Raw genomic sequence first — 19,361 nt, 5'->3', positions numbered from 1 at the left:
GGATTTCAAATCTGAGTGGGTTGCAGGCAGCGATGGGCTGGGCCTTCCCGCTCGAACTGCTCCAGACGCAGCTGAAAGGTGACAGACCGCTCGGTGGCGGCAGCTACGTTCAACCGCAACCATGACCGGACGGCGGCCAGCTCCAGGGGCGAAAGGTCGGTCTGGGCGACGCAGACCACCTCGCCGCCACGGATGACGGGATAGGTCTGCCCCTCGGCCTCGAAGGTCATGCCGTGGGACGCCAGGTCGCGGACGCGCGGCACCAGTGGCAGGAAGTGCTGGTCCAGCGCATTCGCGGCGATGGTGAGGCATTCCAGCGCGGCCTTCCCGCCCAGGTATTCGGTCGTGATCGAGCCGCTCTGCCATTCGGCTTCCACGCTCAGAGCGCGTGCAGTGATGCGCTCCAAGATCTCGCGCGGCACGGTGGCCAGGTCCAGCGCCATGACAGGACCGTCGGCTGTGAAGGATGTGAGCAGGGTGGGGTGGCCGGGGCAGGTGGCCACGTTGAGCTTTGCTTCGGGCATTGCAGCTCCTGGGAGTTAGAGACGTTGACGGGCGGCGCGCTCAACCTCGGCGCGGCGGTCCAGGTGCTTTCGACGCTGGCTGGTCAGGTGGTTGCGCCACAGCAGGCCGGCGGCCCAGCGCAGCGCCGCGATGGGGCCTGCGCCAGTGCTGCGGCGCATGACCATCAGGCGCCAGAGGCAGCGAATCGATTGGCGGCTCATGACAGGTCCGCCTGTTCGAGGCTGCTGCTGTCCAGCGCGGCGCCGAGCGCGGCGGCTTGGGGCGGCTTGGGGCGGCAGAGCAGCGGGGGCGTGGGCGGCCTGCAGCACGCCGTTCATTGCGCGGCGGACGCGGGCGGCGTGCTCGCGGCCCAGGCCATGCGCCAAGGCCAGCAAGCCGGCTTCCAGGGATTCGAGGGTGGGGGCTCCGGCCGGGCCCAGCAGGTCTGCCGGGGCATGGCATTCCAGCGCCGTGGGTACGGTGGAATGCACGCGGCCGCTTTCGGCCTCTGCTTCGCACCAGGTGGCCAGGACGCGGGCTTGATCAGCCCATTCCTGGACCATCGTTGCCTGGGTCCTGAGCAGGGCGGCCGCAGTCGGCCAGCGACGACCTTGGATTGCATCAGCTGCCAGCATGCATTGCTGGCCGTGCCGTTCGGGAGCCGCCTTGAGGAGGGCGGCGATCTCTGTGGGGGACATCTTCGCTCCATACGCCCGTGAAGTGGGCGTCGAGGCGAAGTATCACATCAAGTGTTTATCAATGCAACACTGTTGGTGATTTTTGAGGGATAAATTTCAGTCCCATCGCGCTGGCCTCAGCGAGAACAGTTCAAAGACAACGGTCTGAACTTCTTCAATGTCAATGTGAAGGGTGCCTTGGTGCTTCTGGATCAAGCGCACGCCTCGGTCATGTGCTTCTGACAAGCCTCCGGCCTGAAGCAGCACCATTCCAATCTGCTCCTCTGTGGTTGCATCGTGTATCGCAACCATGTACTTCCTTTTTCCCGAAGACGGTGAAGAGGTGAGCGCTTCCCGTGCGACAGGGCTTCCAGCCGGCACACTGCTCTGCAACGTCTGAGCGATGGCTTGAACCTCCGCAGCGAGTCGAGGGCTGAAATCACGTATCGCAACGCCCAAGCCTTTGGCGAAGCCAGTAGCTGCCTTGAGGCTCAGCGGCGAAGTGCCGTTCAAAAAATTTCCAACCGCGCTCTGCCCGCCGATGTTGTAGAGCTCCCCGAACTCGGCCTGGCTGGGGCGGTTGGGCGTCGCATCCCAGATGGCGCGTAGCTTGGCGGCCTCTTCTTTTTGCAGCGCACCGCGCTGCGTCCTTGATGTTTCAGTTTCCATGGTCGTGATGATCCTGCTGATCAGTGGTTTTTCAAAACACTGAAGGTGGTGTTTTTTATTGGTATCAGTGATAATTTGCTGCATGACCAGACTGAAACTCATCCGCCAGCACCTTGGCGTGACACAAACGGTGCTTGGCCAAGCCCTCGGTTGCGTGCAAGGAGGGATCGCGGCCTACGAGAGTGGGAGAGATCTCCCGCGCAAACGAGCTGAGAAGCTCATTGAGTTCGCTGCGACCAAAGGATGCAGGCTGACGTTCGATCACGTCTACGGCGACCTTCCGCTCCCCTCCTACCGCATGGAGGCGGTGGTCGCAGGTGCTGCCTGTGACTGAGTTGTGTACCTCCCGTTTTCAGGACCGTGCTTGCGGCGGTCTCTTTGCGCGTCGCAGTTCTGCTTCGGCATCCACAACGACACGCCCACCCCCGGCCGTGATCACCAGTTCCCCGCTGGCCCAAGCCAATTCCAGACGCGAGGTCGTCATGACCTGCATGCGTCGTCCGGTTTCTGGGTTGATGTTCTCCCGCAATACGGTGTGGCTGGAGCGGTGGAAGGGCGTCGGCGCTGCCGGCGAATTCGCATGGATGGGGCGTGATGTGTTCATGGCCTCCATTGTTTTTTTTCGCCCGTTTTTCCTACAGGAAAGTAGTGCAAACAATGAATCCGCAAGTTTCCACTAGCCCCGTAGAGCTCGAAATTCCTGACGGTCTGTCCGAGCGCTATTCCACCATGCTGGAGGTGGTCAGGGCTGGAGCGTACAGCCACCGCAAGCCTCTGAAGACTATCGCGGCCGACATGGATGTGAGCCCCTCTGACCTGTCACGCAAGCTGGCCAACAACCCTGATGATCCGCGCCGCTTCACGGTGCATGACTTGGAGGCCTACATCCATTCCACAGGTGATGTGCAACCGGTTCTCTATCTGGTGCAGAAATTCTGTGCTGACCCCAGGGTGAAGCAGCGCGAGGCACTCGCAGCCTTGGCCAAGCTGGCCCCGCAGATCCAGGCCCTGCTGAAACAGGCGGGTGTTTCTGAATGAGGGATGGCTCGGAAAAAGGGAGCTCGAAAACGATGAGCACAGATCTACCCCCACCCATGACGCCGCCCGACTGCAACCTGCGCGGCCTGCCATGGATGCCCCTGGAGACCGGGCGCCTGCTCGACTCCGACCTGTTTTTGCTCAGCACCGGGGATGAGTTCAAGGCTGCTGTGGCCCTGTGGTGCAAGAGCTGGAACCAGATCCCCGGCGGCAGCCTGCCCAGTGATGAGCGCCTGCTCGAGGCCCTGTCCGGATCGCGCAGCTGGAAGAAGGTGCGCGACATGGCCATGCGCGGCTGGGTGAAGTGCTCAGACGGCCGCCTCTATCACCCCGTGATCGCTGACTTGGCGGTCCAGGCCTGGGACGGCCGGCAGGTTCACATGGAAGGCGTGGATGCCAAGAAGTCCCGCCAGCAGCGCTGGCGAGAGCAGCTCAAGGAACTGTCCGCCCGGCTGCGAGACGCTGGCGTGACGCCTCCCGCCAATGCATCAAAGACCGAACTTGAACGTCTCATCTCACTACATGTAGACGGTCATGTAGACGCTCAACCGTCTACCAAAGCGTCTCATGCACCGTCTACCAGAGACGCACATGAGACGGCTAATAAGGGAGAGGGACAGGGACAGGGAGAGAGACAGGGAGAGTTAATACCTCCCGTACCTGACGGTACGGCCCCTCCATCCCGCGTCTCCAGGCAAGGCGCGTCTGCGGGCGACGGAGCACGCAAGCGCAGCAGCGCAGAGGCGACACGACCCGACGACGTTGAAGAACGAGTCTGGAACGCATTTCTGGCCCAACGCAAGGCCAAACGCGCCCCGCTCACCGACATCGCCCTGGAGGGCATTGCCAAAGAAGCGAAAGCGGCCGGCCTTTCGCTGAACGACGCCATCGCTTACTCCTGCTCCGCTGGTTGGCAGGGGTTCAACGCCGGCTGGTACGCCAACCGGGAGGGAAGCGGCCGCGCACCGTCTGGTGGCCACGGCCAGCCCCGAAGCAATGCCGGCCGCCACAGCGGCTTTACCCATGAACACAGCGATTACTACGACCAAGGTGTCCCCGATGACGGATCAATTCCAGCATGAGCGCGATGAGCGCATTGCCGCAGCGATGCGTGAGCAAAAAGAGGCAGAGCGAAAGGACCGGCTGAGCAGCCGGATGGCCCGCAGTGGCCTAGTGGGCCGGATGCTGGAGTGCTCGTTTGCCAACTATCGCCCGTTCCATCCCGGCCAGGCAGACGTGCTGGCCGCGTGCCGCAAGTTCGCCGAGGAGAACGACTTCCGCTCGGGTGGTGGCCTGTGGATGATCGGCCCGGTGGGCACTGGCAAGACCCACCTCGGCTGCGCCATGGTGAACCACGTCATCCAAGAGCGCGATCTGGGCGCCCGGATCCTCAGCAGCCGGCAGATCGTGCGCATGCTGCGCGCTACGTGGGGCAGCAGCGGGTTCCAGGCCAGTTCCTGGGACCGGCCGGAGACTGAGAGCGAACTGATCGCCAGCCTCGGGAGCGATGCTCTGCTGGTCATCGATGAAGTCGGGGCCAGCATGGGCACGGACGCAGAGCGCCTGCAGCTGTTCGAGGTGATCGACAGTCGCTACGCCATGCAGCGGCCCACGGTGTTGCTGTCCAACCTGGCGATCAACGACATCAAGGCCTCGGTCGGCGAGCGCTCGTTTGACCGGCTGCGCGAAGGGGCGAGGTCGCTGAAGTGCAACTGGCCCAGCCACCGCGGGGGCGCTGTCGAATGCTGATGGACGAGTTTCCACCCGACGAGCAGGACCGCGCAGAATTGCGCAGTCGTCCCACCGAGCGCCGCATGCCTGCCAGCGTGGCGTCGGAAGCCGCGCTTCTGGGCGGCCTGATGCTGGACCCGGAGGCGTGGGCAGCGCTGCCTGAGCTGGACGCCATGGCGTTCTACGCGCCCATGCACCGCGAGGTGTTCCGTGCCGTCAGGGCCCTGGCCACGGCCGGCGCGCCCACGGATCCGGTGTCGGTCTTCGAGGAGCTGCGGCGCCAGGCGGCAGACACCACGCTGCCGCAGCTGACCGACCTCGCTCAGTTCCTGCCGGGCCAGGCCAGCATGCGGCGCTACGCCGACGAGATCCTGGACCAGCACCGCCTGCGGCAGCTGATCCAGGCCGGCACGGCCATGGTGGACGCGGCCATGGAGCCGGGGGCACTGGCGGCGACCGAGATCGACAAGGCCCAGATGCTGCTGGCCCAACTGGCCACCAGCCGGGGCCGGCGCGACCCCAGGCGCATCAGCGATTCGGTGACCGAGTACCTGGTGCTGCTGCAGCAACTGAGCGACGGGGGCAACCCGGCCATGGCCACGGGCATCCGAGGCCTGGACAAGCTGCTGAACGGCGGCCTGCGCCGCGGCGAGCTCCTGGTGCTGGGCGCGCGCCCCAAGCACGGAAAGACCGCGCTGGCCCTGGCCATCGCCCGCCACCTGGCCCAGCGCCAGAGCGTGTTGTTCCTGAGCCAGGAGATGCCCATTGCGCAACTGATGCACCGGCACACGGCGGCGGCCGCTGCCTTCGACCTGAGCCGCATCCTGGCTGCGGATCCCGAGGACGCGGACATGTGGCCAGCGGTGACGGCTGCTGCCCACCACCTGGAGCAGCTGCACCTGCACCACGACGACCAGACCAGCCTCACGCTGGGTGACATCCGGCGCAAGGCCCTCAAGGTCAAGCGCGAGGCCGGCCTGGACGTGATCTTCGTGGACTTCCTCCAGCGCATGGCGGCATCCGAGAAGGACAACCGCTCGCGCGACTTGGACCTGATCGTGAACGGCATCAAGGACCTGGCCATGGACCTGGACATGGCGGCCGTGGTGCTGAGCCAGATGAACCGCAAGGCCGACGAGGCCTATGGCCGGCCCAACATGTCCCACCTGCGCGAGTCGGGCGCCATCGAGGCTGCAGCCGACCAGATCGCGCTGCTGTTCACGGACTGGGCGCACCCGCAGAGCAAACGCCTGCCCGAGCTGCAGGGCTACAGCGAGCTGGAGATCGTGGCGCACCGCAATGGCCCCCAGGGCCTGGTGCCGCTGCGGTTCATCGGCCGCCACCAGCACATCACCGATTGGGACGAGCCTCTGCCGCGCCGCATGGCCGGCGGGCCGTCCACACCTGTTTCCAAGCACTGGCAAGACCGCGAAAAGGAGCAACCATGACCAGGACCCCTTCCCATCCTGCTGACGCGCAAAAGCCTGCGCGCCCAACGCATCCCACGCGGCAACGAATACTGGACACGATCGAGGAGTTGGTTCAGCAGAACCAGGTGGTTACACGCGAGACGCTGATGGAGCTGACAGGCCTGTCCTATCACGTCATCGACGATCACGTCAGCCGAATGGTGAGCGACGACGGCACGCTCCGCCGGGTGCGGGCGGGCGTTTACGTGCCGTGTGAACCTCCGCCGGAGCCGCGCGCAGTGTCGGTGACAGACCTTCCAGACGGCACATCAGTTATCGAAATCGGGGAGCTGGTTGCGAGAGTTTACCCACGCGAGCGCAGGGCACTTGCCACTCGGCTTGCCGGGGATGCGATGCAGCTGAGCAATATCCAAGCTGGGGAAAACGTAAATATGCTTCTAAACGAGGTAATGCGTGATTTGAAGAAGATCAAGCGCGATCGTCAGGGAGAATAAAAATGGGTAGAAATCATCTGTGGACGCCCGAAGAGATTGCATTACTCGGCACTATGAGCGATGAGAAGGTGGCTTATAGGGTGGGGTTATCTGCCAGGACAGTTTTTGTTGAGCGGAATGCCAGAAATATTCCACCTAGCCAAATACACAGTAAGCCGGCGGTGGATGAATTTTGGACTTCTGAAATGATAGCTTTGCTGGGGAAAGAGCCAGAGATCGAGATCGCAAAGAAGTTGGGCGTGGGCCGGTACATTGTGAATATGAAGAGGCGGATGCTGGGCATTCCGCCATATGAGCGATTGAGTGATAAATGGACTCCTGATTTCATTGAATTGCTCGGCAAGATGTCCGATGCTAAGTTAGGAAGATTGATCGGTGCCAACAGAAGGACAGTAAAGGCGAAACGGGAGAGCTTGGGGATACCTGCAAATCAGGGAAGATGCCAGTGGACTGCGGAAATGGTTGCCTTGCTTGGGACAGCTCCAGATTTTGAAATAAGCAAGCAAATTGGACTCAAAGAAGACACTGTCGCCTACGCACGTCGAAGCAGGGGAATTGCGCCTTGGAAATCGGACACCTGGGTGGATGCGGTATTGGAGCAGTTGGGAGTTATCCCGGATAGCCGAATTGCTCTATTAGTTGGTAAATCTGTGAATGCGGTTATTCGCGCTCGAAAAAAAAGAGGCATACCCAGCCTGGGGCGGCCGAAGGCGAAGGCTGAGGAAAGCCTGGAGATTCTGGGAACCAAGCCAGACTCGCAGATTGGCCGGGAGTTGGGAGTGAGCTTGCATGCAGTCTACAAGGTGAGAAAGGCTCACGGGATCACTGCTTTTGCCAAGCGCAGGCCGTGGACGCCGGAGGAAATAGCGCTGTTCGGCAAGCTTTCGGACGCGGAGATCGGCCGGAGAACTGGTCGAACGAAGTCCGCTGTAACCTTGGAGCGCACGAACCGGCGCATCCCGGGGATCGATCCTGGCAAGGCGACATTTCTGAATCGGCTGGCGAAGGCCGGAAAGATCTGAGTCAGCGGGGCACAACGTGCCCCGTCTGGCACCAGCCTCGCGCATCGGAGCCTCGCTTGGCTACTGGCACAAGGGGAGCCGCTGAAGAGGTATGCCTACTGCTGTGCGGCCGGGGTGCTAAAAATAGTCTTTCAAAAACTGCCACGCAGAAACCAAGAGCGAAGCGAAGGCTATCCACAGTGATATCCGAACATTGCTTTGGGCTTTGCTTGCATCTGCTTTGGCCTCTGCAACCTGTTCTTCTGAGATTTCCACACTGCGACGCAATAGCGCCAATTGCTCCTGTTCCCGCCGCACTCTTTCGCGCTGGGGCTTGTGGATGGTTTCTTCTACGTATTTGGCGTGATCCATCTGCTGCTGAATGAAATCGGCCTCGCGCTTGACTTGAAATTCTTTTGAATCTAAAGCTGGCACATCAGTGATGGCCGAGAGCATTTGATCGGCTGCTTTCTGGATCGCCTCTGGACTGTTTAGATGTTGATCATTGAAGATATCGGCTGCATTTTTGGATAGGGCCGCACCAGTTATCGCATCAGCCCATTCGGAAGGTGCGATGCCTGCGCCGTGGCCCGCAGCCCAGTTTGAGCTTCGTAGAAGCTCATCTGCAGTCAACGCAGCGTGGTCTTCAGGGCGAAGACCAAACATGGCCGCAGCATCCTTTGGAGTGTTTCCCGTTGCCACTCTTCCAAGATTTTCTAAGCCATGCTGCGCTTCGTACAACGCTGCCGCTTTCTTTTCAAAAGTCTCCGCGGGATCGAACCCGGGCAGCGAAGTCTGGAATGCAGTTGCTGCCGCACTTTTTAGGTTTAAGGGGTCTGATAGTGATTTGAGCGCCTTACGCCTGCTCTCATCCGTATCGAATTGCCGAGTGATGAATTCTGAAACTGTCTTTCTCTGGTCAAAAGTGGCAAAAGCACCTTTGAGCGCTTCTTCATAAGCAGCTCGATGGCTTTCGGATGGATAGGCCGCAGTGAAAAGGTCCGGCAGTCGCGTGGCGGCGTCATCGCGCAGCACATCCGCTACACCCTTCGTTTGATCAACCGCAAGGGGCACGGTGTGCTTCTGCAGCGCCGCTTGAAGCTGGGCCAAGCTTGTGATTGCGCCTGTATCGCTTGCGTCGTGTTTCGGCTTTTCTGAGTCCATCATCCCTACCTCTGGTGGCGACTGCGTTTTCGCATTGTGTCATCACCCCTCTGGGGTTTCCATTCCGCTACCAAGCCGGGAAACATCGTGGCTGTGGAACCCCCTGTTACCCCCTCCTCCTCGAATGCCTCCCACCAAGAGTGCTCAGCACCGGCCAGCATAGACTGGGCGGGGATCGAGCACGTCTATCGCACCACGAACCTGTCTTTGCGCGATATTGGCCAACGCCATGGCATCGCCCATGTGACCATCAACAAGCGTGCGAAGCGGGAGGGGTGGACCAGGCCGAACAAGCCTGCAGCCACGCCGCCAGCTATCGCCAAGCTGGATCCCCGGCAGCAGCGCTTTGTCCGCGAGTACCTGATTGAGCCCAATGGCACGCAGGCTGTCATCAAGGCCGGCTACAGCGAGAACACGGCGGCAGAGCAGGCCTACGACCTCCTCAGAAAACCTCACATCAAGGACGCCATCCAGGCGGGCCAGAAGAAGCTGCAGGACAAGCTGGACCTCAAGGCCGAGCACGTTGTGCGCCAGCTGGCCCTGATCGCCACGGCTGACCCCCGGGAACTGATCGAGGTGCGTGTCGGCTGCTGCAGGTGCTGCCATGGCCAGGGCCACAGGTTCCAGCGCACTGAGCTGGAGATGGCCGAGGACCGCAAGCGCTGGGCTGTGGCAGGCAAGCCGGCTGAAGAATTCGACGAGCAGGGCGGGGTGGGGTACAGCCCTCACCTGTTGCCCCATCCAGAGTGCCCAGGCTGCGGTGGTTGCGGCGAGCCGCGCACCGTGCTGAAGGACACGCGCCACCTGAGCCAGCGTGCGGCGGCCCTCTACGCCGGCGCCAAGCAGACCAAGTACGGCGTGGAGATCCAGATGCACTCGCAGCTGGAGGCCTGGGAGAAGCTGGCCAAGAACCTGGGCCTGTACGCCCGGGACAACTACCAGCGCTCCGATCCGCTCTCGCTGCGCGACATGTCGGACGCAGAGCGCGCGATGCGCATGCAGCGTGTCCTGGCCGCCAACCCCGAGCTGATGTCCACGCTGGGCCTGGTGCTGGGCGGAGGGCTGCCCGAATGACGGCGCCGGGCATCCCCACCTCGGCCGAGATCCTGCGCCGCCTGAAGCTGCTGCCCGAGGCCCAGCGCGCGCAACTGGACGTGTTCCTGCGCGAGGCTGATCCGGGCATCTGGGTCCCCCAGCCTGGCCCGCAGACCATGGCCTACAACTGCTTGGCCGACATCCTCTTCTACGGCGGCGCGGCCGGCGGCGGCAAGACCGAGCTGCTGCTGGGCCTGGCTCTGACAGCCCAGGAGCACGCCATCATCTTCCGGCGCCAGGGTGTGCAGCTCAAGGGCCTGGTGACGCGCATGGCCAAGATCCTGGGCACGCGCGACGGCTACAACAGCCAGGACAAGCTCTGGCGCCTGCCTGGCGACCGCCTGCTCGAGCTGGGTAGCGTGAACGAGCCCGAGGACTGGGAGAAGTACGCCGGCCGCCCGCACGACGCCAAGCTCTACGACGAGATCTGCCACTTCACGGAGACGCAGTTCCGGACGCTCAACGCCTGGATGCGCACGGACAACCCGAAGGTGCGCCAGCGCATCGTCTGCGCCGGCAACCCGCCCACGGGGCCGGAGGGCGAGTGGGTGAAGCGCTTCTGGGCGCCGTGGCTGGACCCGCGCCACCCGAATCCAGCGAAGCCCGGCGAGCTGCGCTGGTACATCTCCAACGAGAAGGGCGAGGACCAGGAGGTGTCTGGCCCCGAGCCCGTGATGGTGTCCGGCGAGCTGATGCAGCCCAAGAGCCGCACGTTCATCCCCTCGCGCGTGGATGACAACCTGTTCCTGATGGCCACCGGCTACAAGGCCCAGCTGCAGGCGCTGCAGGAGCCTTTGCGCTCCCAGATGCTGCGTGGCGACTTCAGTGCGGGCGCGGCCGACCCGGTGTGGCAGCTGATCCCCACGGAGTGGATCAAGGCAGCGCAGGCGCGCTGGAAGGAGCCCGAGAAGAAGGGGCCGATGACAGCCATGGGGTTCGACCCGTCGCGCGGGGGCCTGGATAAGTCCTCTGCGGCGCGGCGCCACGGCCGCTGGTTCGACAAGCTGGTCACGGCGCCGGGCGTGGTCACGCACGACGGCCCCACGGCCGCAGGTTTCGTGACACCCCTGGTGCGTGACGGCGCGCCCATCGCGGTGGACAGCATCGGCTGCGGCTCCAGCGCCTACGACTTCCTGGTGGGCCTGGGCCTGCACATCCATCCTGTGGTCGCATCCAACGCCAGCGAGCAGATGGACAAGGCCGGCCAGCTGCGCTTCCGGAACAAGCGTGCCGAGATGTACTGGCGCTTGCGCGAGGCCCTGGACCCACACGGCCCGGAGCCCATCGCGCTGCCGCCGGACCCCGAGCTGGAGGGTGACCTGGCTGCGCCCCGGTTCAAGGTCGTGACCATGGGCAAGGGCACGGCAATCCAGATCAACAGCAAGGACGAGATCCGCGAGGTGCTGGGCCGCTCCCCCGACAAGGGCGACAGCGTGGCCATGACCTTCGTGGATGACCTGCCGGCCCCCATCCCCCTGATTCCTGGCCACGGCCCTCGCCAGAGCCTGCATGACCGTATGCGTGCCAGAGCGCGCGGCGGCAGCGGTCGGTGGGATCAATCAGCAGCATGACCATGACCAACATCATCTCCATCACCAGCAGCCTGGACGACGCGGCCCGCGCCAACTGGAATCGTTACCAGTACGGCAAGGACCGTGGCCACAACGACGAGTACCTGCCCCAGGCGCAGCGCTGCGAGGACATGTACATGGGCCAGGGCAAACAGTGGACGCTGGCTGCACGCGCGCAGCTCGAGGAGGAGCGCCGGCCCTGCTACGAACTCAACGAGATCAAGCCCTCGATCAATGCTGCCCTTGGCTACCAGATCCAGAACCGGGCCGACATCGCCTTCAAGCCGCGTGGCGGCGATGCTGACCTGAATCGCGCCACGATCCTGTCCAAGGTCGCCATGCAGGTGGCCGACATGGCGGGCCTGCACTGGCATGAAACCCAGGTGTTCAGCGACGGCGTGATCCAGCAGCGTGGGTACTTCGACCTCCGCATGAACTTCGACGACAACATCAAGGGAGAGATTGCCATCGGCACGCTTGATCCCATGGATGTGATCCCGGACCCGGATGCGAAGAGCTACGACCCTGACGACTGGAGCGACGTGCTGGTGACACGCGTGGCTCACGCTGGACGAGATCGAACAGCTGTACGGGAAGGAGGCGCGGCAAAAAGCCGAGCAGAGCCACGACGCTGGCGTGGACTTCGGGGAGCTGGACGACGAGACCGAGCGCAACAAGTTCGCCAGCCGCAATCGCCTGGGCGCCTATGACGCGGGCTCGATCGCTGAAGACGGGCTGCTGCGGTACCGCATCATCGACCGCCAGCGCTTTGTCTACGAGCCGACCGCCTGCTTGGTCTTCCCGCGCTCTGGAGATGTCCAGACCGAGGCACACATGGCGCCTGACTCCATCGCCGATGCATTGGCCCAGGGCGCGGTGCGTGCCAAGCGCATGCGCCGCCGGGTGAAGTGGACCGTCACCACGCTGACCGCGACGCTGCACGACACCCTCAGCCCGTATGAGCACTACACCGTGGTGCCGTATTTCGCCTACTTCCGGCGCGGCAGGACCGGCGGCATGGTGGATGACGCCATCGGCCCGCAGGAGATCGTCAACAAAGCGATGTCCCAGTTCGTGCACATCCTGAGCAGTTCTGCGAACAGTGGCTGGATCACTGAGCAGGGCAGCATCACGAACATGACGTCGGAGGAGCTGGAGAAGCGTGGGGCAGCAACTGGGCTCCACATCGAGGTCGCCAAGGGCACCAAGAACCGGCCCCAGAAGATCCAGCCGAACCAGGTGCCCACGGGCGTGGATCGTCTGATCGACCGCGCAGACCGCGCCCTGAAGGACGTCACCGTGCCCGAGGCCATGCGCGGCATTGGCGGCGCCAACGAGCCAGGCATCGCCATCCAGTCGAAGCAGTTCGCGGCGCAGCAGCAGCTGGCCGTGCCGCTGGACAACCTGGCCTATACCCGCAGGTTGCTGGCCAGGCGCATCCTGAAGCTGATCCAGCGGTACTACGACAGCTACCGCGTTTTCAGGATCACCGAGACCGATCCCGAGACTGGCAAGCCAATTGACCGGCAACTGGAGATAAACCGCTTCGACCCTCTCACGGGCAACTACATCAATGACGTGACCATCGGAACATACGACGTGGTGGTCACCGAGCAACCTGCCCAGGTCACCTTCGAGAACTCGCAGTTCAAGCAGGCGCTGGAGATGCGCCAGGCCGGTGTCGCCATCCCCGATCCAACGCTGATCAAGCACTCCAATCTGGCTGACAAGCAGGACATTCTGGCCAGCATGCAACAGCGTCAGCGGGCGGCCGCCGACCCTATGGCAGAAGCGCGCGCGCGGCTGATCGACGCGCAGGCGCGCAAGACCGATGCGCAGGCTGTGGACGTGGCCATCAAGTCGCAGTACAGCGGTACGCAGGCCGCCCTGGAGATCGCGCGCAACCCGGGCGCGGCGCCCATCGCCGACTCCATGCTGCGCTCAGCCGGCTACGTGGACCGCGACGCCGGGCCGATCGTGCCGCAGCCCGGCCAAGCGCTGCCTGGCCTGGATGAGCCACAGCGCAACACCGACCCGCTGACACCCGCCGGCCCAGCCAGCCCTGCTGCTGGCCAGGAGGGTGGCATCGAGCGACCCGGCCCTGATCTGGGCTACGACACCCCTACGAACTGAAGGAGCACCCCATGGCCAAGGCCAGCACCACATCCATCTCATCGGACGACGACTGGCGCGTGGAAGAAGACATGCGCACCCTGGCGCGCGCGGAGGAGATCCGCAAGGACCCCAAGCGCCTGAAGGCAGCCCTGGCCAAGGCCAGGGAAAAGATCGCCGAGCTGCAGAGCCTGCAGACCCCCGGCAAGAAGTGACTCACCAATCCACCACTGAAGAGGAAGCACCATGAACCCGCTGCTGAAGAAGATCCTGTTCTGCTACATGGCACCTGCCGGCGACAACGGAACCGATACCACAGGTGCTGACACCGGCACGGCTGTGGCTGACCCGGAGGCCGATTACCTGGCCCTGCCAGAAGAGGAGCGTCGCCAGCTGCGAGGCGACACGACCGCCGACGACCTGAGCGCCGAAACCCTGCAGGCCTTGGTGGCCAGCGAGGGCGGGGACGGTGGTGGCGGTGGTGGCGGTGGCCAGCCGCCCAGCGAAGGCGAAGCTGCCCACGGTGTCGAAGACGATGGAACTGGCGGCCAGGGCACGCGCGGGGGGGGCATTCCCCGGGCTCGCTTCAACGCTGTCAACGATGAGCGCAAGGCCGCGCTGGAGCGGAATGCTGCACTTGAAGCCGAGCTTGCCCAGCTACGCGGCGGCCACCAGGGACAGGCGGCCTCTACTGGTGCAGCCTCGGCGCCTGCCAACAGTCGCCAGCAGCTCGATCTTGCCGAGGCCGAGGAGCAGTACGCGCAGCTGATGCTGGACGGCGACACCAAGGAGGCCGCCAAGCTGCGCATGCAGATCAATGCAGCCATTGAGGACTCCGCCTTCGAGCGCTACCAGCAAGCCAATGCAGCCAGCGCAGCGCATGCACAGCACGCCGAGACTGCGGTCACCTTGATCCAGACCTATCCGTGGCTCGATGAGCCTGAGGGCGCGGAAGCGTTGGAGCTGATTGAAGCTTCCGTGGCGATGAAGGTTGGCCGGGGGATTCCCCCTCAACAGGCCATGACCGAGGCTGTGCACGCCATTGCGCCGCGCTTCGCTCCGGCCGGTCACCCCCCTGGGGGTATGCAGGGGCAGGGTGGTTCTGGTGATATACGGACTGAGCGAGCCGTACGTCGCGGGGCTGAGCACTCGATGCTGCAGCCGCCCAACGTGCAGGCAGGCCTTGGAAACCGCACCACGGCGGCGGCGATCGACCCCAAGAAGATCACCGACGACGAATACATGAGGCTTCCTGAGGCCGAGCGCAAGCGTCTGCGCGGCGACTGATCACGGCTCCTCCTGCCGGCAAGGCCTCACCCTCCTTGCCGGCCAAGTCTCAACGGGTTGTCGCCTTGGACGGGCGTTAAGCAGTCTGGCGCTCTTGGCCGCCAAAGCCATGTCTCTCGCAACTGGGCGGCGTCATGTCCCGAAACGTGAAACACCTTCCAGGAGCAGAAAATGGAAACCAACTTTGCAGCATTGAGCCCGGACCAGAAGCTGGCCTGGTCCCGCGAACTCTGGTCCGCAGCCCGCGACCAGATGTTCATCAAGAAGTTCTCGGGCAAGGGCGAGAACAACGTAATCCAGGTGGTCAAGGAACTGACCAAGACCGACAAAGGCGTCGAGGCCTGCGTGATCCAACTGGTCGCCGACCTGGTGGGCGATGGCGTTCGCGGCGACAACGAGCGCGAAGGCAATGAAGAGGCCATGAAGTCCTTCAGCCAGATCATCACCTATGACCTGCTGAGCCACGGCGTGAAGAACACCGGCAAGCTGTCCGACCAGCGCTCGGTGATCAACTTCCGCGTGAAGGGCCGCGATGCCCTGGCCTACTGGCTGGCCAACCGCTGTGACCAGCTGGCCTTCCTGACCATGTCGGGCATCGGCTACGAGTTCAACAACGACGGCTCCCTGCGCGATGCCGGCTCGGTCTTCCCGAGCCTGGACTTTGCGCCCGACGTGCGCGCGCCCAGCTCCAAGCGCTCGCTGATGTGGGATGGCACCACGCTGGACCTGTCGAATACCGGGGCCATCGCTTCGTCCTTCGTGCCCAGCTACAAGATGATCACGCAGGCGACTGCCTACGCCAAGGAGCATCGCGTCAAGCCGCTGATGGCTGGCGGCAAGCCGTACTACGTGATGTTCGTGCAGCCTGGCACCGTGGCCATGTTGAAGCAGGACAAGGACTATCTGGCGGCCGTGACTCAGGTCGCCGCCAAGGACGGCACGGATTCGCCCTGGTTCACCGGCGCGACGGTCACCATCGATGGCGCTGTGATCTGCGACTACAACCTGGTGTTCAACACCAAGGGCGCGGCCGCTGGCCAGAAGTGGGGTGCTGGCGGCAACGTCAACGGCACTCGCACCCTGGTGTGCGGCGCGCAGGCGCTGGGCATGGCCGACCTGGGCCCTGCCGAATGGGACGAAAAGACGTTCCAGTACAACAGCCAGGTGGGCCTGAACATCGACAAGTTCATCGGCTTCCTGAAGCCGCAGTTCTATTCGATCTACGACAAGTCGGTCGAAGACTTCGGTCTCTTCTCCATCGACCACTACCTGCCCTGAGCGGCCCTTTGCCGGGACCGCGAGGCCCCGGCGCTTACTCCCCTTGTTGCTGAAGGAGCGCACCATGACCATCAAAAAGAACCCCTCCCGCCAGGAGCTGATCGTTGCTCACCTGGACATCGGCTTCGCTGATCCTGCTGCCTACGGCACAGCTGAAGCAGCCATCGACCTGCCTGGCAACGCCATCCTGGTCGGCGGCGACGTCACCGTGCTGACCGCCTGGAACTCGGCAACGAGCGCAACGCTGAAGCTGGGCGACACGGCCGACGACGACCGCTACACCGCCACGCCCATCGACCTGAAGACTGCAGGGCGCACGGCGCTGACCATCACCGGCTTCCGCCACCCCATCGCTGAAAGCCTGAAGGCCCTGCTGGCCCAGGCTGGCGCGGCGGCCACAGCTGGAAAGGCGCGCGTCGCCATCCACTACTACGTCGCGGGCCGCTCTGCGTTCTCCCAAACCTGAACCTTCTCTGTGGTGGCTGTGGTGGCCCCTTTGCCCGGCGGCTTTCAGCTGCCGGGCCTTTTCTCCCGAAGGACAACATCATGAACACGAAATTCCGCGCCCCTGGCGATCAACCCCTGCACGTCTCCCTTACCTCCGGCCACACCATGGTGGTGCCGGCCTCGCCCGAAGGCATCGATGTGCCCCAGAAGTTTCAGCGCGAGGCCATGGCGCGCGGCGCCGTGTTGGCCGACGGCGGGACCGCTGAAGTGAAGACGCAGATCATGGCGCGTCAACTGGCAATTCAGGACGCGGTGAAGACCATGATCGCCAGCGGTGGCAAGGAAGATTTCACGGCGGACGGCAAGCCGAATCTGGTGCGCCTGAAGTCTCTCACCGGCATCCCGGTCACCCGCGAGGAGGCCGATCAAGTCTTCGCCGAAATCACCGACGCTGCCCAGGCGTAATCGTCATGAGGGTCGGAGAGTTCATCGAGCGGTTTCGTCGGGCGGTCGATGACCTCGAGGCCCCGCATTTCTGGACCGATGAAGATGTCATCGGCTACCTCAACGAAGCCGTGCAGGAGGCCTGCGAGCGGGCCAAGCTCCTGGAAGACCGCACCACCCCCGCCGTGTGCTCCATCACCCTGGAGCCCGGCAAATCCACATATGCCCTGCACCCCAGCGTGCTGGAGATCAAGAGGCTGAGCCTGCGCGGACGGCCTCTGCATGAGACCAGCGTCGAGGAACTGGACTGCACCCACTCCAGGTGGGAGACACGCCAGGGCATGCCACGCCACTTCGTTTTCGAGCAGGCTGCTGGCCGAGGTGCCCCCCACGTTCGATTCGTGCCCGAGCCGTTGGAGGCTGACACCGTTGCCATGACTGTTTACCGTGGCGCGCTGAATGATCTTCCGGTACATGCCTGCCACAGCGAGCCCGAGATCCCCGAGCGCTACCACCTGCGCCTGCTGGACTGGATCCTGCACCGGGCCTATCTCCGCCAGGATGCCGAGATCTTCAACGAGAACAAGGCGGCGGTTTCGCTGGGCCTGTTTGAGCAGGCGTTCGGCGAGCGCCCAGATGCAAACGTGCAGCGGAAACACCGAGACAAGGCGCCCCCGATCATTCGCAGTTCCTGGTAGCTGGATGCCCCCTCTGGGGTTTCCTGTTTCCACGGGTGCCATAGAGACTGCATTGGGTAACACCCAAGAGGTCTCCCATGGCACAAACTCATTCCCCGGCGGCGCGCCGACTGCTGGCCCTCGGCAACGGTGGCCACATCCGCGGCCCTGGCTCCGCCACTTCCGATTCCATCGACATCCGCGCCTCCGACGGCGAGTTCATCCTGCCGGCTGACACCGTGAAGGCCGTGGGCGTGAAAAGCCTCCGGGACTTGGTGGCCCGCACGCATGAGCCCACCGGGCGGCCAGCGCGGCGCGGGCGATATGCCGATGGCGGGGCGGTCATGGATGACAAGACCGCCAAGCCCAATAGCTTCGGCGATGCCGCCGCAGCTGCGAAAGACAGTTCCGTGGCGCAGGTCAGCGCCTCTGGCAACGTGATGGCCTCACCCTCGAACACCTTCCCCGGGAACCAGATGCAGGGCAGCAGTGGCGCGAGTGGTATGCCAGCCAGCCAGGCAGCACGAATCGCAGCGACGCCGCCCACCGCCGCATCCGCAGGCATGTCCGCCGTGGATCGTTCCAGCGCAGTGGCCCAGATCCCGACCGATGGTCAGCGCGCGGCCCCAGCCGCCGACGGCTCCCAGGACCGCTGGAGCAACACCGAGGCAGGCCGGAACTTCGCCAACATCGCCTCGGCGCTGCCTGGTTCTGCGGGCGCTTTCATGCCCATGGTGACGCGGACGGGCGGGGCGATCAGCGGCGGGATCGATGCAGCCACCAGGCTATTGGCCGCTGGAGCAGGCTCCTCCGCCGCATCGGCCGCTATGGGGGCAGAGCCGGGCGGGCTGAATGTGGCCCAGCCTGCCACGCCGGCTCGCCCGACAGATCCCACGGCCAGCACGCCCGCGCCTGCTGGCACCGCATCGCCCGGGGCAGACACGACCGCTCAACCTGCCCAGCCGGGCGGCGCAGGTGGCATTCGCCGCATCGACCGCCCAGGCCAGTCCCCTCTGTACACGAACCTGGCCGATTCCAGTTCGGACCTGCAGAGCTTCACGGCACGGCCAGCAGGCGGACCCTCTGCCCAGAACATGGCTGCAGCAGATGCGCTGGCGGGCCGGCAGCAGGATGAATCGCTGCAGCGCGTGCAGGCTGCGCAGTACAGGGCAGAGGTGGCCGCGCGCAACAGCCCCGAGGCGCTGCGACAGCGCGCCATGGACACGTTGGCCAGCCGCCAAATCGGAAGCCGTCGTGCAGCTGAGCTGCTGCTGGGCGCCGCCAACAGCATGGACGCCAATGCCACACAGCGCTCCCGCGACGCGGCAGATGCACAGCGCAACACTTCAGCCGACAACCTGGCGCGCCAGGAGTTCGGCCTGAAGCAAACCGCAGCAGGGTTTCAGAACCGGTCGGCCGAACGACTGGAGACCGCCCAGAACGATGTGGCTGCTGCGAAGACGCCGGAGCAGATGCGCACAGCGCGGCAGCGTCTGCTGGCCCTCGGCGGCAAGGATGAGGGCCGATGGAAAGCCGTCGCGCTGCAGGGCGGCACGGACGCCCTGGGCAACAAGACCGACAGCATCCTGGGCGCCGTCAACGAAGGCACCGGCGAGATGCGGCGCATGGGCGCGCCTGCCCCCGCAGCACAGGCACCGGCGGAAGGCACGCGGGTGCGTGGCAAGGACGGCAGGCTTTACGAGGTGCGCGGCGGCCAGCCCGTGCCGTTGGGGAACTGAGTT

At 64.1% G+C, this 19,361-nt stretch carries 23 protein-coding genes; 18 read left to right on the top strand and 5 right to left on the bottom strand.

Going from position 1 to position 19,361, the window contains the following annotated elements; translation table 11 throughout:
- Positions 1-5: 5 nt before the first annotated feature.
- From U6958_RS19390 to U6958_RS19380, 3 genes are all read right to left on the bottom strand, one after another.
- Positions 6-524 carry a hypothetical protein gene (locus U6958_RS19390; RefSeq protein WP_074922862.1) on the bottom strand — a complete coding sequence of 173 codons (519 nt, stop codon included), beginning with the start codon at positions 522-524 and terminating at the stop codon, positions 6-8.
- Between the two features lie 15 nt (positions 525-539).
- Positions 540-1,202: a hypothetical protein gene (locus U6958_RS19385; RefSeq protein ID WP_244160504.1), complete on the bottom strand. Its 663-nt coding sequence runs from the start codon at positions 1,200-1,202 to the stop codon at positions 540-542.
- 96 nt (positions 1,203-1,298) lie between these two features.
- Positions 1,299-1,952, bottom strand: a complete 654-nt coding sequence (locus U6958_RS19380) for a hypothetical protein (protein WP_143044612.1) — start codon at positions 1,950-1,952, stop codon at positions 1,299-1,301.
- Between U6958_RS19380 and U6958_RS19375 the strand changes: the two genes are divergently transcribed.
- Positions 1,933-2,184 (top strand): helix-turn-helix transcriptional regulator, encoded by a 252-nt coding sequence (locus U6958_RS19375; protein WP_074922864.1) that lies wholly within the window; start codon positions 1,933-1,935, stop codon positions 2,182-2,184. The two genes, U6958_RS19380 and U6958_RS19375, sit on opposite strands and share 20 nt — an antisense overlap.
- An 18-nt stretch (positions 2,185-2,202) precedes the next feature.
- On the opposite strand, the gene U6958_RS19370 is transcribed toward U6958_RS19375, so the two are convergent.
- Positions 2,203-2,454 (bottom strand): hypothetical protein, encoded by a 252-nt coding sequence (locus tag U6958_RS19370; RefSeq protein WP_167368415.1) that lies wholly within the window; start codon positions 2,452-2,454, stop codon positions 2,203-2,205.
- 53 nt (positions 2,455-2,507) lie between these two features.
- Between U6958_RS19370 and U6958_RS19365 the strand changes: the two genes are divergently transcribed.
- The 6 genes from U6958_RS19365 to U6958_RS19340 are packed head-to-tail and all read left to right on the top strand — an operon-like array spanning position 2,508 to position 7,565.
- Positions 2,508-2,888 carry a hypothetical protein gene (locus U6958_RS19365; protein WP_074922865.1) on the top strand — a complete coding sequence of 127 codons (381 nt, stop codon included), beginning with the start codon at positions 2,508-2,510 and terminating at the stop codon, positions 2,886-2,888.
- A 56-nt stretch (positions 2,889-2,944) separates the two neighbouring features.
- Positions 2,945-3,970, top strand: coding sequence for a DUF1376 domain-containing protein (locus U6958_RS19360; RefSeq protein ID WP_167368416.1), 1,026 nt, complete (start codon positions 2,945-2,947; stop codon positions 3,968-3,970).
- Positions 3,948-4,637 (top strand): ATP-binding protein, encoded by a 690-nt coding sequence (locus U6958_RS19355; protein WP_074922867.1) that lies wholly within the window; start codon positions 3,948-3,950, stop codon positions 4,635-4,637. Before U6958_RS19360 ends, U6958_RS19355 begins: the two co-directional genes overlap by 23 nt.
- Complete coding sequence (locus tag U6958_RS19350) at positions 4,637-6,067, top strand: DnaB-like helicase C-terminal domain-containing protein (protein WP_244160505.1); 1,431 nt, start codon at positions 4,637-4,639, stop codon at positions 6,065-6,067. Before U6958_RS19355 ends, U6958_RS19350 begins: the two co-directional genes overlap by 1 nt.
- Entirely contained in the window at positions 6,064-6,543 is a 480-nt protein-coding gene (locus U6958_RS19345; protein ID WP_083393628.1) for a hypothetical protein, read from the top strand. The genes U6958_RS19350 and U6958_RS19345 overlap by 4 nt, the downstream gene beginning before the upstream one ends.
- A 2-nt stretch (positions 6,544-6,545) precedes the next feature.
- The gene (locus U6958_RS19340; protein WP_143044614.1) at positions 6,546-7,565 is read left to right on the top strand and encodes a hypothetical protein; all 1,020 of its coding nucleotides are present in this window, start codon (positions 6,546-6,548) and stop codon (positions 7,563-7,565) included.
- Between the two features lie 117 nt (positions 7,566-7,682).
- Here the strand turns inward: U6958_RS19340 and U6958_RS19335 are convergent, their stop codons facing one another.
- Positions 7,683-8,711, bottom strand: coding sequence for a hypothetical protein (locus U6958_RS19335; RefSeq protein ID WP_143044615.1), 1,029 nt, complete (start codon positions 8,709-8,711; stop codon positions 7,683-7,685).
- A 204-nt stretch (positions 8,712-8,915) separates the two neighbouring features.
- Between U6958_RS19335 and U6958_RS19330 the strand changes: the two genes are divergently transcribed.
- The 11 genes from U6958_RS19330 to U6958_RS19280 all read left to right on the top strand — a co-directional run bounded on the left by U6958_RS19330 (position 8,916) and on the right by U6958_RS19280 (position 19,358).
- The gene (locus U6958_RS19330; protein ID WP_074922872.1) at positions 8,916-9,782 is read left to right on the top strand and encodes a terminase small subunit; all 867 of its coding nucleotides are present in this window, start codon (positions 8,916-8,918) and stop codon (positions 9,780-9,782) included.
- Positions 9,779-11,374 (top strand): terminase, encoded by a 1,596-nt coding sequence (locus tag U6958_RS19325; protein WP_074922873.1) that lies wholly within the window; start codon positions 9,779-9,781, stop codon positions 11,372-11,374. Before U6958_RS19330 ends, U6958_RS19325 begins: the two co-directional genes overlap by 4 nt.
- A gap of 2 nt (positions 11,375-11,376) precedes the next feature.
- Positions 11,377-12,084 (top strand): hypothetical protein, encoded by a 708-nt coding sequence (locus U6958_RS19320; RefSeq protein WP_244160506.1) that lies wholly within the window; start codon positions 11,377-11,379, stop codon positions 12,082-12,084.
- A complete protein-coding gene (locus tag U6958_RS19315; protein ID WP_244160507.1) occupies positions 12,011-13,507 on the top strand; it encodes a hypothetical protein in 1,497 nt (498 codons plus the stop codon). The genes U6958_RS19320 and U6958_RS19315 overlap by 74 nt, the downstream gene beginning before the upstream one ends.
- Before the next feature lie 11 nt (positions 13,508-13,518).
- On the top strand, positions 13,519-13,701 hold the full coding sequence (locus U6958_RS19310; protein ID WP_074922874.1) for a hypothetical protein: 183 nt from the start codon (positions 13,519-13,521) through the stop codon (positions 13,699-13,701).
- A 31-nt stretch (positions 13,702-13,732) separates the two neighbouring features.
- Positions 13,733-14,773, top strand: a complete 1,041-nt coding sequence (locus U6958_RS19305; RefSeq protein ID WP_074922875.1) for a hypothetical protein — start codon at positions 13,733-13,735, stop codon at positions 14,771-14,773.
- A gap of 171 nt (positions 14,774-14,944) precedes the next feature.
- The gene (locus tag U6958_RS19300) at positions 14,945-16,051 is read left to right on the top strand and encodes a DUF4043 family protein (RefSeq protein ID WP_074922876.1); all 1,107 of its coding nucleotides are present in this window, start codon (positions 14,945-14,947) and stop codon (positions 16,049-16,051) included.
- A 64-nt stretch (positions 16,052-16,115) separates the two neighbouring features.
- A complete protein-coding gene (locus U6958_RS19295; RefSeq protein WP_074922877.1) occupies positions 16,116-16,517 on the top strand; it encodes a hypothetical protein in 402 nt (133 codons plus the stop codon).
- Positions 16,518-16,597: 80 nt separating this feature from the next.
- Positions 16,598-16,963, top strand: a complete 366-nt coding sequence (locus U6958_RS19290) for a hypothetical protein (protein ID WP_074922878.1) — start codon at positions 16,598-16,600, stop codon at positions 16,961-16,963.
- 5 nt (positions 16,964-16,968) lie between these two features.
- Positions 16,969-17,640 (top strand): DUF6682 family protein, encoded by a 672-nt coding sequence (locus tag U6958_RS19285; RefSeq protein ID WP_074922879.1) that lies wholly within the window; start codon positions 16,969-16,971, stop codon positions 17,638-17,640.
- A 77-nt stretch (positions 17,641-17,717) separates the two neighbouring features.
- Complete coding sequence (locus tag U6958_RS19280; RefSeq protein WP_074922880.1) at positions 17,718-19,358, top strand: hypothetical protein; 1,641 nt, start codon at positions 17,718-17,720, stop codon at positions 19,356-19,358.
- Positions 19,359-19,361 lie beyond the last annotated feature (3 nt).

This window comes from Delftia lacustris (genome assembly GCF_040267515.1).
Taxonomy (GTDB): Bacteria; Pseudomonadota; Gammaproteobacteria; order Burkholderiales; family Burkholderiaceae_C; genus Comamonas; species Comamonas tsuruhatensis.
This window is presented reverse-complemented; position numbering and strand designations above follow the sequence as displayed.

Coding starts and splice junctions, on each gene's coding strand:
- U6958_RS19390 (WP_074922862.1), bottom strand. CDS start 524: ATGCCCGAAGCAAAGCTCAACGTGGCCACCTGCCCCGGCCACCCCACC.
- U6958_RS19385 (WP_244160504.1), bottom strand. CDS start 1,202: ATGTCCCCCACAGAGATCGCCGCCCTCCTCAAGGCGGCTCCCGAACGG.
- U6958_RS19375 (WP_074922864.1), top strand. CDS start 1,933: ATGACCAGACTGAAACTCATCCGCCAGCACCTTGGCGTGACACAAACG.
- U6958_RS19380 (WP_143044612.1), bottom strand. CDS start 1,952: ATGAGTTTCAGTCTGGTCATGCAGCAAATTATCACTGATACCAATAAA.
- U6958_RS19370 (WP_167368415.1), bottom strand. CDS start 2,454: ATGAACACATCACGCCCCATCCATGCGAATTCGCCGGCAGCGCCGACG.
- U6958_RS19365 (WP_074922865.1), top strand. CDS start 2,508: ATGAATCCGCAAGTTTCCACTAGCCCCGTAGAGCTCGAAATTCCTGAC.
- U6958_RS19360 (WP_167368416.1), top strand. CDS start 2,945: ATGACGCCGCCCGACTGCAACCTGCGCGGCCTGCCATGGATGCCCCTG.
- U6958_RS19355 (WP_074922867.1), top strand. CDS start 3,948: ATGACGGATCAATTCCAGCATGAGCGCGATGAGCGCATTGCCGCAGCG.
- U6958_RS19350 (WP_244160505.1), top strand. CDS start 4,637: ATGGACGAGTTTCCACCCGACGAGCAGGACCGCGCAGAATTGCGCAGT.
- U6958_RS19345 (WP_083393628.1), top strand. CDS start 6,064: ATGACCAGGACCCCTTCCCATCCTGCTGACGCGCAAAAGCCTGCGCGC.
- U6958_RS19340 (WP_143044614.1), top strand. CDS start 6,546: ATGGGTAGAAATCATCTGTGGACGCCCGAAGAGATTGCATTACTCGGC.
- U6958_RS19335 (WP_143044615.1), bottom strand. CDS start 8,711: ATGATGGACTCAGAAAAGCCGAAACACGACGCAAGCGATACAGGCGCA.
- U6958_RS19325 (WP_074922873.1), top strand. CDS start 9,779: ATGACGGCGCCGGGCATCCCCACCTCGGCCGAGATCCTGCGCCGCCTG.
- U6958_RS19320 (WP_244160506.1), top strand. CDS start 11,377: ATGACCAACATCATCTCCATCACCAGCAGCCTGGACGACGCGGCCCGC.
- U6958_RS19310 (WP_074922874.1), top strand. CDS start 13,519: ATGGCCAAGGCCAGCACCACATCCATCTCATCGGACGACGACTGGCGC.
- U6958_RS19305 (WP_074922875.1), top strand. CDS start 13,733: ATGAACCCGCTGCTGAAGAAGATCCTGTTCTGCTACATGGCACCTGCC.
- U6958_RS19300 (WP_074922876.1), top strand. CDS start 14,945: ATGGAAACCAACTTTGCAGCATTGAGCCCGGACCAGAAGCTGGCCTGG.
- U6958_RS19295 (WP_074922877.1), top strand. CDS start 16,116: ATGACCATCAAAAAGAACCCCTCCCGCCAGGAGCTGATCGTTGCTCAC.
- U6958_RS19290 (WP_074922878.1), top strand. CDS start 16,598: ATGAACACGAAATTCCGCGCCCCTGGCGATCAACCCCTGCACGTCTCC.
- U6958_RS19285 (WP_074922879.1), top strand. CDS start 16,969: ATGAGGGTCGGAGAGTTCATCGAGCGGTTTCGTCGGGCGGTCGATGAC.
- U6958_RS19280 (WP_074922880.1), top strand. CDS start 17,718: ATGGCACAAACTCATTCCCCGGCGGCGCGCCGACTGCTGGCCCTCGGC.